The sequence below is a fragment of the Paenibacillus sp. FSL W7-1088 genome (assembly GCF_037969855.1).
Taxonomy (GTDB): domain Bacteria; phylum Bacillota; class Bacilli; order Paenibacillales; family Paenibacillaceae; genus Paenibacillus.
Genome location: NZ_CP150216.1, coordinates 3,884,484 through 3,896,920, shown reverse-complemented (window position 1 = coordinate 3,896,920; position 12,437 = coordinate 3,884,484). Strand labels below are relative to the sequence as shown.

Here is a 12,437-nt window from a genome sequence, read left to right as displayed (position 1 = left end):
CACTTTAGTTCAATAAATAAAGGAGCAGTATCGCCGACAGCGACTGCTCCATTTTTTATTACGCTAATAGGCTTTTGATGATCCTGTAGTGCTCATGCTTACCAAATTGGCCAAAAGAGCCAGCCCAGGAAACAACTTACCACCGATTGCCGTCGTTTGCCCTCCAAAGCCCTATCGTCGAGCAGATGGTTCCTCATAGCTTTGCAAGCCGGCGTCGCGCAAAGTTCTTCCGACATAACCCAACTCTCGACGTGCAGCGGCATCGTTGACGGTGAACTCACGCCCAATCATGCGTATCATCGAGCGTGAGATCGGCGGATCGCCGTCTTTCCGTGTGACGGCCCAGATCGTGTCGAACAGCCGGCCAATGGCAGAGACGAGCCAGTAGGACAGCGAACGCATCTTATCGATGGACAAGCCCTGCAAGTTCGCAAGCGAGGCGACAAACTCACGGAAAGTCTGCCCTTCCTGATCCTTGATAAAGTAGGCATGGCCGCCTTCTCCGTGTTCAAGAGCGCATTGTATGGCTTCAACCACATTGTCCACATGGCAGGTTGAAAAAGGGTAATCACCGCGGTCGATGAACGCGAACTGTCCAGATCTGAGTGCTTCGGGAAGCGCTCGGCTAAACGGATCACCAGGCCCCCAGATAGCCGGTGGGCGAAGCGCGATCGTGCGAAAGCCGGGTTTATTGGCTGCCAGAACCAAAGAATCTGCCCGTGCCTTGCTCGCCAGATAGGCGGAGAAGTGATTCGGGAAAGTCGGCGCGCTTTCATCAGCGTCGCGGATAAGCGTACCGCCGTTATCCATGTGGATCCCTGCCGCACTGATGTAGACGAATGTCTTCGCACGGGCGGACTCAGCTGCCTTCAGCAAAGCTGCGGTGCCATCGACGTTGGTACGGAAGAAGGGTTCGCGAGGCCCTGAAAAGCGGAAAAGGGCAGCCGCATGCACAACTGCATCGATCATCGGTAAAACGATTGGCGTGCTGCTTTCGAGATCGGCATCGACCGGCGTCGCACCCATGGCCTTGAGTTTGGCGTGAGCTGATACAGAGCGTGTGAAGGCGAAAATCTGGTGACCATCCTCCACGAGCTTCGGAATCAGGCGGCCGCCGAGCAGGCCGGTGCCTCCCGTGACGAGAATTTTCAAAGTAAATCATCCTTTCGGTTCGGAATTCAGGATATTCCGCCTGGCGCCGCCGCGGATTGATGGTATAGCTTAACCGACGCGCCTCCGGTCAAAACCAGACTAATGCCGAACAATCGATCATCGTACTGTAGAGCGCATTCTTCATAGAATTTTCTTTCTCTCCATCTTACGATTATTTATCTAGCGATCTTAGCGAAGTGCTCCAGCGTACGAACCAATTGGGCTGTATAAGACATTTCGTTATCGTACCAAGCTGCGGTTTTCACCAATTGATGATCACCGACAGTCAGAACTTTCGTCTGGGTGGCGTCGAAAAGCGAACCGAATGTGATGCCTTTGATATCGGAAGATACAATTTCGTCTTCCGTGTAGCCGAACGTTTCTGGATCGGAAGCTTCTTTCATAGCAGCGTTAACTTGCTCAACTGTTACCTTTGTACTCAAAACGGCAACGAGTTCAGTAACAGAACCTGTTGGTACAGGTACACGTTGAGATGCCCCATCCAGTTTGCCCTTTAGTTCCGGGAGAACCAGACCAATGGCTTTTGCGGCACCGGTGGAGTAAGGCACGATGTTCTCCGCTGAGGCGCGCGCAGCTCGGAAATCGCCTTTTGGATCCGGAGCGTCAAGCGTGTTTTGGTTACCCGTGTAGGCGTGAACGGTCGTCATAAGCCCGGATTGGATACCAAACTTGTCGTGCAGAGCTTTAGCCATAGGGGCCAGGCAGTTGGTTGTGCAGGAAGCGCCGGAAATAACGGTTTCCGTTCCGTCCAGTGTGTCATGGTTTACATTGTAAACGATCGTTTTCATGTCGCCTGTAGCAGGGGCGGAAATGACGACTTTCTTCGCTCCGCCTTTCAGGTGAAGCTCGGCCTTCTCTTTCGTAGTGAAGAAGCCTGTACATTCGAGAACAATATCAACGCCAAGCTCTCCCCAAGGAAGTTCTTCAGGATTCCGCTTAGCCAAAACCTTAACCTCTTTGCCGTTTACTTTGAAGGCTCCGTCATTTACTTCGATGTCACCCTGAAAAGTACCTTGCGTCGTATCGTATTTGAGCAGATGAGCTAACATTTTAGCGTTCGTAAGGTCGTTAATCGCTACCACCTCGACGCCTTCCACATCTTGAATTCGGCGAAAAGCGAGTCGTCCGATTCGTCCAAAACCGTTTATACCTACTTTTACAGTCATTGAAAAATCCCCCTATGAGTTTTATTTATTCCAATAAGCGAACGCTAGTGATGAAATAAAAATGGGCCAGCGCTATTTCATTCTAGAATGGCCTGTTGTATAATTCGAAAAGAGACCGATCGGTATTTTTATATTAGCATGATATTAGTGAATTGCAAGGCGAATTGAATAATTCATTTAAAACAAATGAAATTAAAAAAGGTTCATACGGAGGAGCACATGAAAAAAGGAGACAGAACACGGGAACATATCATTATGAAATCGGCTGAAATTTTTAACCAGAGAGGATACGCGGGTACATCGTTAAACGATATTATTGCCGACACAGGAATTAAGAAGGGGGGCATCTATCGACATTTTGCCAGTAAGGACGAGATAGCGCTTGAAGCTTACAATTATGCTGCCAGTATGGTCGCCAGTAAATTTTCTGAAGCGGTCGATCAAGAGCAGTCTGCGTCAGGAAAGTTGGTTGCTTTTTTTCGTGTTTATGAGAATGTCGTCCACGATCCCCCATTTATCGGCGGATGTCCAATGCAGAATACAGCTGTAGAAAGTGACGATACGCATGTGGAGCTTTGTGGTCAGGCAAGGCAAGGGATGCATAACTTCTTGGATATGATGAAAAGTATTATTCGTGACGGCATTCAAGCTGGGGAGTTCAGGGAGGATCTGGATGTGGATGCGCTAGCATCATTTGCATTTTCCTTGTTGGAGGGAGGGATTTTACTCAGCAAGTTGGATGGGGATAACAAGCACATGCTAATGAATAAAAAAATCTTCTCGTCCTATTTGCAGCAATGCTGCTTAAAGATCGGTTAATCTGTCTTATGCAATAGCCCGAACGGGTGGTTTTTTATATTTTTCACGCAGTTGTAAGAAAGAATGCTTTTTTGTTGCAGTAATGTCGAGGAACAAAAACATATTCCCATTGAAGTCGCTATTTTAGCGGCTTTTTTATGTTATCGGTACAAGTTCTTGTCCCGAGCTAAGGCTAAGAAATTGTACCATTGATGACAAGAACATGCTACAGTCTTCAGAGTTCACTGGATTCGTTAAAGGAAGTACGATCGCAGAAAAAAGAGTTATAACCGGGCTAAAGAACAGGGCATCTGCTAGGCCTGACAGACATCTGATGCAATTGACGATCTATTCATTAGTGCGAGTGACAACAAATGTTTTAGATTGTCATCAATAAATTGATTATCGGTACTGTTGATTCCACGACCGGCAAAATGGCCCCAGATCGATTGAATTGGTTTCAAGACAGCATTAGGTATACGCTTAGCTTCGTACTTATTATCGTCCGCTGTGCACCAAATGTTACATAAAAAAAACCAAAGTTCCGATCGGAACTTTGGTTTTTTTTATGTACTTGCGTGTAATAGAACAAGGAGAAGCTTGTACTACAATTCTCGAAGAAAAGACAGGGACACTTTCTAACGAGATCAACAAGATACATTACGTGCCCGGAACTTCAGGCTGCAAGTTTTCATGTTCCTCCAGCAGTCGTTTCAGCTTTTGGCGCTGCCGTTTTTCCTTCTGACGTCGCTCTCTGTCCTCGGACTGCAGTGCCTTGAGCAGGGAGAAACACATCCCGATAAGGACAACAGCGAACGGCAGAGCAGCAACTATGGAGGCCGTCTGAAGGCCGTTCAATCCACCACTGATCAGCAACACTACCGCAATAGCGGACTGCATGATTCCCCAAGTTAATTTCACTCTTGTACTCGGGTTCATCTTGCCATCTGTAGTCAGCATGCCAAGCACAAAGGTAGCCGAATCAGCCGACGTAATAAAGAAGATCATAATCAGGAGAGTAGCGATAAATGCTACGATCGTGCCTAAAGGCAACTGCTCCAACATAAGGAATAAAGCGGTTGTCGCATCTTCCTTGACGGCTTCCGCCAGATGGGATGCATTGAACAATTCCATGTGAAGTCCTGTTCCGCCGAAGACGGAGAACCAGACAAATCCGAAAAGGCTTGGAATAACCATGACGTAAATTACAAATTCCTTTATGGTTCTTCCTTTGGATACCCTTGCGATAAAAGTACCGACAAAGGGAGCCCAAGCGATCCACCATGCCCAGTAAAATAACGTCCATGTTCCAATCCAGGTTTCTCTTGAGAACGGCGTCAATCTCAAACTCATATTAATAATATTCTGCATATAACTGCCCAGGGTTGTTGTGAAGGTGTCAAATATAAAAGAAGTTGGTCCAGTTACCAACACAAACACCATCAACAGCACCGCTATAACGAGGTTGGTGTTGCTCAGAATCTTAATCCCTTTATCCAGTCCGGAGGTTGCCGAGATTAGAAACAGTACGGTTACAACTGAGATAATGACAACTTGGGTCATAACCGAGTTAGGAATACCGAATAAGTGATTCAGCCCCCCACCGATCTGAAGTGCACCCAATCCAAGCGAAGTCGCAACACCAAAGATGGTGGAGATAACCGCCAGAATATCAATGAACTTGCCAAGCCAGCCTGCGGCAAGACGCTCACCAATCAGAGGGATAAAGGTGGAACTGATCAGCCCTTTGTATCCTTTCCGGAACTGGAAGTAAGCAAGCGCTAAACCGATGACGGTATAGATCGCCCAAGGATGCAGCCCCCAGTGGAAAAAGGAATAACGCATGGAAAGTCTTGCTGCCTGCGCAGTTCCGGCTTCTGCTCCTTCCGGTGCAGATAAATAGTGGGACAGGGGCTCGGCAACTCCCCAGAAAACCAGTCCGATTCCCATACCAGCGCTAAACAGCATGGATAGCCAGGAAATCGTAGAATATTCCGGTTCATCATCGTCATCCCCTAGCCTGATCCCGCCAAATCGGCTGAATGCCAGATAGAAAGCAAAGATCAGGAAGAACAGTGTCGCTAACAAATAAAACCAGCCAAAATTGTGAATAGAGAAGTTGTAGGCAACGTTAGCCACATCCGCCAGCTGATCAGGGGCGACGGCCCCCCATATTGCAAACAGTGCAACGATGATAATTGTGATGGTAAATACCATGAAGAGACCTCCGTTATGTAATCTTCATCCAAATTTTCCTTAGTATGTGCTAGTCCAGCTAGTAATCATTCGGAAAGCCAGCTGTTGATAAAATAAAACAAACCGCCGTGTATTGAAACAGGTGTGGTAAAAGTCCTCTTTTTCAGAGGGAAGGATTTATCAATTTTCGATCTCCCTTAAGGAGAGGAAATGTTGAATAAAAAATGATAACAAGGGGGAGAGTAGGGAGAAAAAGGTGGAAGAGCCATGTACCGTGTATCCGTTTTTGTCATCAGTCTTTTATTGTTCTTTGGAGCAAATCATACAGTCGAAGCATCGGAAATTCCCACAGCTTCTCTCATAAATGATCTACAAAAAGGTGGTTACATCCTTTATGTCCGACATGGAGATGCAACAGTGGGAGTAGATCAACCAGATTTTAGTCTGACAGATTGCTCTACACAGAGGAATTTAAGTGCGGTTGGAAAGGAACAGGCAGAGAAGTATGGTCATGCTATTCGGAAACTAAATATCCCTGTCCACTTCCCCGTGAAAGCAAGCCCCCTTTGTCGAACTCTCCAAACTGCTCAGATTGCTTTTGGTGCACAAAATGTTAAAGAAAATACATTTTGGTTAAACATATATAAACTCAGTCAAAATCTGGACACGGAAAATATAAACAGCACAATTCAAGCATTTACAAATGAAGTGGAGCAAACCGCTTCAACGAATTCGAACAGGCTTATTGTAGCTCACTCTTTTCCTAGCGGTCTGGGATTAGGAGAACTCTCGAGTATGGAGACAGTCATTATTAAACCACTGGGAGACCATAAAGGGTATCAAGTTGTTGGAAAATTGAAATTAGAAGATGTTTTACAGCAAGCTGGAATGTCTTAGATGTCGAGGGACAAGAAGAACATATTCTCATTCAAGTCGCTATTTTGGCGGCTTTTTTTATCGTTTCCTGATGGAAGGGCAAGAACTAAATCAAATGATTTAAATGAGCTTGGGCCTACAATAGTTAGTGAGGGAGAGAAGGGCTAACTCTTGTAGAGTTAAGTTAAATAAAACCATCCTCTTTGAAAAAGGAAGTAATATTTTTGACTGCGTGGTCAATAACTGATATATTAATTGCATGAGCAGACCAAGAGAATTTGATGTCGATCGTGTATTACACCAGTCTATGGAAGTGTTCTGGAATCAAGGCTTCAAAGCAACTTCTTATGAGGACCTTACGCGTACTACAGGAGTCAAAAAGCAAAGTTTATACTGTGTTTTTAAAGACAAACGATCGTTGTTCCTGAAGGCGTTGGCACTCTACCGTGAACAGGTCATAGCGAAACTGAAGGAGATTGAAGCGCTGGATTCGTCACCCGGTGATAAACTGGATGCCTTACGGTATTCACTTTTAGATGGTGAAAAAGGCTGCCAAGGGTGTCTACTTGTGAATGCATCACTCGAATTCGGAACAGATGACGAGCAGGTCACACGCGAAGCTGAGCTCATGGCAGAAGAGATTCAACTGATATTAGAGAAAATCATAAGCAGTGGCCAGAAACAGCAGTTAATTTCCAACCGGTTTACGAGTATAGAGCTTGCATCTTATCTATATAACACCATTCTTGGTGTGAGAGTTATGGAGAAATCAGGTTCATCCCGTGAACAGATCGAGACGGTTCTGCGTACTTCATTTGGCATGATCATGTCTTGATCTTTTTTTTGTGAAATTCTTGACTACGAAGTCAAAAATAATGGAAGGCGGAATAATACACCACGAAACCTTGAAGGAGGTGGGGCTTTTCGATAAAAATCGTGTATTGATTCATTTGGAAGTAACGTCTAGCTGTTAACCAGGTTTGTAGCTGTTTAACATCTCCTAGGTCAATTTATATAAAACGAAATATGTGGAGGTTATTATGAATTATTCTCAATCCGTAGAAGCATTGTTCCAACCTATAGAGTTAGGTCACCTGAAGTTATCCAATCGAATCGTAATGGCGCCGATGACGCGTCAGTTTTCTCCGGACGGTATCCCGGGTTCGAATGTTGCGGGCTATTACCGCCGCAGGGCAGAGAACGCAGTGGGGCTTATTGTAACGGAAGGGACAATAATTAATCACCCGGATGCATCCAATCAAGCCAATGTACCGCACTTTTATGGGGAAGCTGCAATGAATGGCTGGGCACATGTTGTATCTGAAGTACACGAAGCTGGCGGTCGAATTATTCCACAGATCTGGCATATGGGAGCCAAAGGTCATGTTAATGATTATTCGGAAGCTGAGATTGCTACAATCGTTCAGGAATTCGCAAAAGCAGCCTCGGAAGCGAAACGTGTTGGGTTCGATGGTGTTGAAATCCATGGAGCACACGGCTATCTGATCGACCAATTCCTGTATGAGAAAACCAACTCTCGTACGGATCGTTATGGTGGAGATATGATGGCTCGCACACGTTTTGCAGTTGAAGTGATCGAGGCTTGCCGTGAAGTAGTGGGACCGGACTTCCCGATTGTACTGCGTTTATCTCAGTGGAAAACAGATGATTATCAGGCTAAATTGGCTGAAACACCGGAATTACTGGAGCAGCTTCTCGCACCTTTGGTTCAAGCTGGAGTCGATATCTTCCACTGTTCCACACGCCGTTTCTGGGAGCCGGAATTCGAAGGATCTGATCTGAATTTTGCTGGATGGACCAAAAAACTGACTGGCAAACCGACAATCACCGTTGGATCGATTGGTCTTGATGGTGACTTTACAAGTCTGTTCACAGAGGGTAAAGGCGCAAGTAACGTCGGTATCGATGGATTGGTACAGCGACTTCAGAATAATGAGTTTGATCTGGTTGCTGTAGGACGTGCTCTTCTGGTCGACCCTGAATGGGCTAAGAAAATTCAAGATGGACGTACCGATGATCTGGTTCCATTTACAAGAGAAGCGATGACTGTACTTACTTAATTGCAGTTATATTCATTAGGAATACGTGTCTTTATAAAGAAAAGCAGTAACAGACCAATGTAGCGATTGGCCTGACCTCATTACGTGAGACAAATCAAAACACCTTCAAGACAATGAAATCTTATCGTAAAATAGGAAATCATCTTGGAGGTGTTTTTGTAATGGCAACCAGGAGTGAGTTATCCTATGAAATTAAAGATGAATGTCGAGGGACAAGAACTTGTACCGATTGTCGGAAGGGACAAGAACATAGATTAATTACCGATTAGTTAAGCTCTAAATAAACATGATGTTGTTTAAATCTCAATAGGTAGCGTCTTCCTTGGCTTTATCATCATGATACAACCAATGGAGTGATACGCAGCAACAGCTGGCCTGACATAACATCACTCGTCCCCGCCCGGACTTAACCTAGATACACGAACTGCATCCAATAGCTTATTTTTATAGCACCATAGCTATAATAACTGATTGAGCTTGCTTTCAGGTTCTTCACCATTTTCTATACGATTTATATTCTTGATAAAGAAATCATATCTTTTTTCATGAAATTTTCGACCATCAGGCATTCCTGCTGTATGGGGAGTAAGTATCACATTACTCAGATTCCTGAGCTCACTATCAATAGGAAGTGGTTCAGATTCAAACACGTCCAGGCATGCGCCTGAAATATCCCCGTTTTTTAATGCATCAATCAAGTCTCTTTCGTTGACAATCCCGCCTCGCGATGTATTGATAAAAAGAGTGGTATTCTTCATTTTCTTGAATGCAGCTTTGTTGATCAGATGTTTGGTTTGCTGATTCAAGGGTACATGTACACTGACTATGTCAGATGTGCTAATAAGAGTATCGAAATCCGTCATTTTCACAGAACCGTCCGATTGTGCATTGGCATCTCTCGCATAAGCCAGCACATTCATATCAAAGACCCTGCAAAACGCAGCTACTTTTTTGCCGATAGCGCCCAAACCGATAATCCCCATCGTTTTGCCTTTTAATTCACTCCCTGTATAGTCCAATTGATTTTCATCCATCTTGTTTTTCATGAAAGAATCAAGAAAAGGTATGTTTTTATAGTATGATAACATCAGTGCCATTACGTGCTCGGCCACTGCCTGTGCATTCACTCCTGCAGCATTGGCCACCCAAATGCCGAATTGTGTACAAGTAGGGACATCTACATTATCAAATCCTGCACCCGTCTGTACCAATTTTAATTTTTTTGCGATAGAAAGCAGGCTGTGATCTATTTTAATATGTTCAGGGATGATTACATGGCAATCTTCGATATGATGCAGCATTTCTTCTCCGGGCGGGACAACTACAACCTTCCATTCTTGCGGAAAACACCTCGCAATATTTGATTTTGAGGTCTCGTTAAAATAGCCAACTATTAGAATCTTCATTGGTAAACCACCTTTCATAGCCTATACCATTCTTCTACCATTCTTTGAATAAAACTTATAACCAATATACGCAGCATCAAACTGTAGCTCACCGTCCATTGGAAAATCAAGATTCATACTCTTTGATTTTATGGCTGTATTTCCCATTTATCAACTGATTCTTCTACGATGAATGCTTTCGGTCCTTTTATGTGTATCCTGTACCTTGGCCAACGATGGCTGGAATAATATGAAAGCCGCCAAACACCGGCCCCTTAGCCCCAGCAGTTCCGTTTAAGCAGGAACCGATAACACCCGCAATTACGTTCCCAAGTACAACCGACCGGTAAGTCCCGCCCTATCAAGTTGCCGCTTAACCAGCCAATAAGTCCACCAACAATGAGTACCCAGAGCAGATCCATGGATTGTTCTCCTTTCTTCGGGTTTATTACAAGTTATGTAGGCTAGTGAAATGTACCTCATCTTCAAGTTGGTGGAGGAATCTAAAGTGTCTGTGCTAAGATGAGGGTGAATTATGATTCAAGCTGGGGAACAAGGCTAGATAGGGGTGTACATTTGAAGAAAATCCTAGTCATTGATGATGAAATCGCAATTCGAGATTTAATTGAGCTCGTACTGAGAAGAGAAAACTACGTCGTTCAAACGGCTGAAAACGGTAAAATAGCCCTGCAACTGCTGGATACTTTTGGGCCGGACCTGGTGGTGCTTGACTTGATGCTCCCTGACTGCTCCGGATATGACCTGTGCAAAGAAATAACCGGAAAACGTACCGTTCCTGTGATCATGCTCTCTGCCAAAAATGAGGTAATCGACAAGGTGCTGGGACTAGAGCTAGGGGCGGAAGATTACATGACCAAACCCTTTGATAATCGCGAATTGCTCGCTCGGATCAAAGTGATTCTGAGAAGAAACGAGAGCAAGGAGGAATCAAGTGAAGGAACAGAGGTGACATCTACACGCATCATTCATGAAGAGCTTACTTTTGACCTGGAGAGCAGGAGAGTGCTGAAAAATGATGTTCCCGTCTCTTTAACGGCCAAAGAGTTTAAAATTCTGGAAACGTTACTCAAAAGACCAGACAAAATCTTTACCCGGGATGAACTGCTGCAGATCGGATGGGGATATGACTTTATGGGAGACAGCCGCAGTGTGGATATGACCATCATGCGATTACGGAAGAAGCTGGAGGATAACGCGGACGAACCGAAGTATGTCAGGACGATCTATGGATTTGGCTATCAACTTGGAGGTGGCGAGGCCTGAAGTATGCAACCCGGTTACTGCTGAATTATTTATTTTTCTCCGTGTTGTCTTTTGGCATCATCATTTTTGCGGTAAATAAAGCTATTGATTACTACAGCTTCGTTACCATTGAGAAACAGATGATGGAGAAGGCAGATCTATCCGAGTTGTCCTTCCGTGAGGTGTTGGCACAGCATAGGTCATCGCCAGGAGAGCCCCAGACCAAGGAAATTGTCAGACTTGCTCTGGAGAAGCTGAAAGCTTCAGGCAAGGAAGTACGTATCTATGACAGCTCCAAGCACTTGCTGGGCTTGGCTGTGGATGGCATCATCATTAATGATGGCAAGCCTCTTATTTTTGAAAAGAATATTGAGAAAGCCCTGAGCGGCAGTTACGCCTACACCGTCACGGAAGATCATTTGCTTTATTTTGCGACTCCCATTCAGGATCAATTCTACGAAAACGCTTATGTGTATGAGTTCGTGGAGGACATTTCCTACTTTTATGCGATCATGGATCAAATCCGTTATATCCTGTTTGTAGGTGCAGGCGGATTTATTGTGCTGATTACGTTATCCAGTCTATGGATTGCCCGCAACACAACCAAGCCGATTAAGATACTGCTTAGCGCTGCGCAAAGTTTCTCCAGACAGGAGTTTCGGAGAGTTCATCTCAAACGGAAGGATGAGCTGGGCATGCTGGCAGATGGGCTGGATTCGATGGGGCGACAGCTTCATGATTACATTCAGTACCAGAAACAATTTGTCTCCAACGTCTCTCACGAGTTAAAAACACCCTTGGCAGCCATTCGTGGTTTCTCTCAATACTTGGTGGAAGGGGAGACTGAGAACAAGGAGCTTCAAAAAATCTATGCTCATCTGCTGCAGGAATCGGATCGGCTCACCCGCTTGATTAATGAACTGTTATTACTATCCCGATTCGATAAGGCTGGTGCTAACGATTTGGAAGTCGAGAAGACGGAAATGAACGAACTGATTCAGCAAGTCGCAATGAATATGGGAGCCAAGGCTAAGGGTAAAGGGATAGAGATCAGAGTTAGTCAGGCGGAGGAAGAAACGGATGATGAGGGTACGGCGAGAGTTCATGCCAACGTAAATCCAATGCTGATGTCCCATGCGATCGCCAATCTTATGGACAATGCCATCAAATATTCAGGCAGTCCATCGCTGATCGAATTGAGGTTGGAACATACGCCAAGCGAAGTAGTTATACGGATATGTGATCAAGGCATAGGCATTGCGGGCGATGAGCTGGAGCGAGTGCAGGAACGTTTTTACCGGGCGAAAAATGCAAGCACAGCAAATGGTTCAGGTCTTGGACTTTCCATTTGCAAAGAGATCGTAGAGCGGTTTAATGGATATATCGACATCGAAAGTCAACTGGGAAAAGGGACGACCGTTACAATTGTTTTGCCTCGTGCGTAGCCCTGCATCTAAATCCAAGCCTAAATAAGTAACGTTACAAGATTGGTACATTTC

Annotated in this window: 10 protein-coding genes and 2 pseudogenes; 6 read left to right on the top strand and 6 right to left on the bottom strand. The window is 45.0% G+C overall.

Annotated features, from left to right (window positions below; genetic code table 11):
* Positions 1-171: 171 nt before the first annotated feature.
* Together MKY42_RS17530 and gap are read right to left on the bottom strand one after the other, a co-directional pair.
* A complete protein-coding gene (locus tag MKY42_RS17530; RefSeq protein WP_339843605.1) occupies positions 172-1,152 on the bottom strand; it encodes an NAD-dependent epimerase/dehydratase family protein in 981 nt (326 codons plus the stop codon).
* Positions 1,153-1,328: 176 nt separating this feature from the next.
* Positions 1,329-2,339 (bottom strand): type I glyceraldehyde-3-phosphate dehydrogenase, encoded by a 1,011-nt coding sequence (gap, locus tag MKY42_RS17525; protein ID WP_339843603.1) that lies wholly within the window; start codon positions 2,337-2,339, stop codon positions 1,329-1,331.
* A 186-nt stretch (positions 2,340-2,525) separates the two neighbouring features.
* Here gap and MKY42_RS17520 point away from each other — a divergent pair, with 186 nt between their 5' ends.
* Positions 2,526-3,158 (top strand): TetR/AcrR family transcriptional regulator, encoded by a 633-nt coding sequence (locus MKY42_RS17520; RefSeq protein ID WP_339843601.1) that lies wholly within the window; start codon positions 2,526-2,528, stop codon positions 3,156-3,158.
* Positions 3,159-3,451: 293 nt separating this feature from the next.
* Here the strand turns inward: MKY42_RS17520 and MKY42_RS17515 are convergent.
* Positions 3,452-3,661, bottom strand: a pseudogene (locus MKY42_RS17515) (hypothetical protein); the annotation flags it as partial.
* Positions 3,662-3,797: 136 nt separating this feature from the next.
* Positions 3,798-5,354 carry a BCCT family transporter gene (locus MKY42_RS17510; protein WP_090898846.1) on the bottom strand — a complete coding sequence of 519 codons (1,557 nt, stop codon included), beginning with the start codon at positions 5,352-5,354 and terminating at the stop codon, positions 3,798-3,800.
* A gap of 246 nt (positions 5,355-5,600) precedes the next feature.
* Between MKY42_RS17510 and MKY42_RS17505 the strand changes: the two genes are divergently transcribed.
* From MKY42_RS17505 to MKY42_RS17495, 3 genes are all read left to right on the top strand, one after another.
* Positions 5,601-6,230: a histidine phosphatase family protein gene (locus MKY42_RS17505; protein ID WP_090898843.1), complete on the top strand. Its 630-nt coding sequence runs from the start codon at positions 5,601-5,603 to the stop codon at positions 6,228-6,230.
* 238 nt (positions 6,231-6,468) lie between these two features.
* On the top strand, positions 6,469-7,044 hold the full coding sequence (locus tag MKY42_RS17500) for a TetR/AcrR family transcriptional regulator (protein ID WP_090898840.1): 576 nt from the start codon (positions 6,469-6,471) through the stop codon (positions 7,042-7,044).
* 205 nt (positions 7,045-7,249) lie between these two features.
* A complete protein-coding gene (locus MKY42_RS17495; RefSeq protein WP_339843596.1) occupies positions 7,250-8,290 on the top strand; it encodes an NADH:flavin oxidoreductase in 1,041 nt (346 codons plus the stop codon).
* 458 nt (positions 8,291-8,748) lie between these two features.
* Here MKY42_RS17495 and MKY42_RS17490 read toward each other — a convergent pair whose 3' ends face one another.
* Complete coding sequence (locus MKY42_RS17490; protein ID WP_339843594.1) at positions 8,749-9,696, bottom strand: hydroxyacid dehydrogenase; 948 nt, start codon at positions 9,694-9,696, stop codon at positions 8,749-8,751.
* A 187-nt stretch (positions 9,697-9,883) separates the two neighbouring features.
* A pseudogene (locus MKY42_RS17485) lies at positions 9,884-10,097 on the bottom strand (GlsB/YeaQ/YmgE family stress response membrane protein).
* A 154-nt stretch (positions 10,098-10,251) separates the two neighbouring features.
* Here MKY42_RS17485 and MKY42_RS17480 point away from each other — a divergent pair.
* Together MKY42_RS17480 and MKY42_RS17475 are read left to right on the top strand one after the other, a co-directional pair.
* Positions 10,252-10,959 carry a response regulator transcription factor gene (locus MKY42_RS17480; protein WP_090898835.1) on the top strand — a complete coding sequence of 236 codons (708 nt, stop codon included), beginning with the start codon at positions 10,252-10,254 and terminating at the stop codon, positions 10,957-10,959.
* Positions 10,960-11,000: 41 nt separating this feature from the next.
* Positions 11,001-12,383 (top strand): HAMP domain-containing sensor histidine kinase, encoded by a 1,383-nt coding sequence (locus MKY42_RS17475; RefSeq protein ID WP_339843589.1) that lies wholly within the window; start codon positions 11,001-11,003, stop codon positions 12,381-12,383.
* Positions 12,384-12,437: the final 54 nt, after the last annotated feature.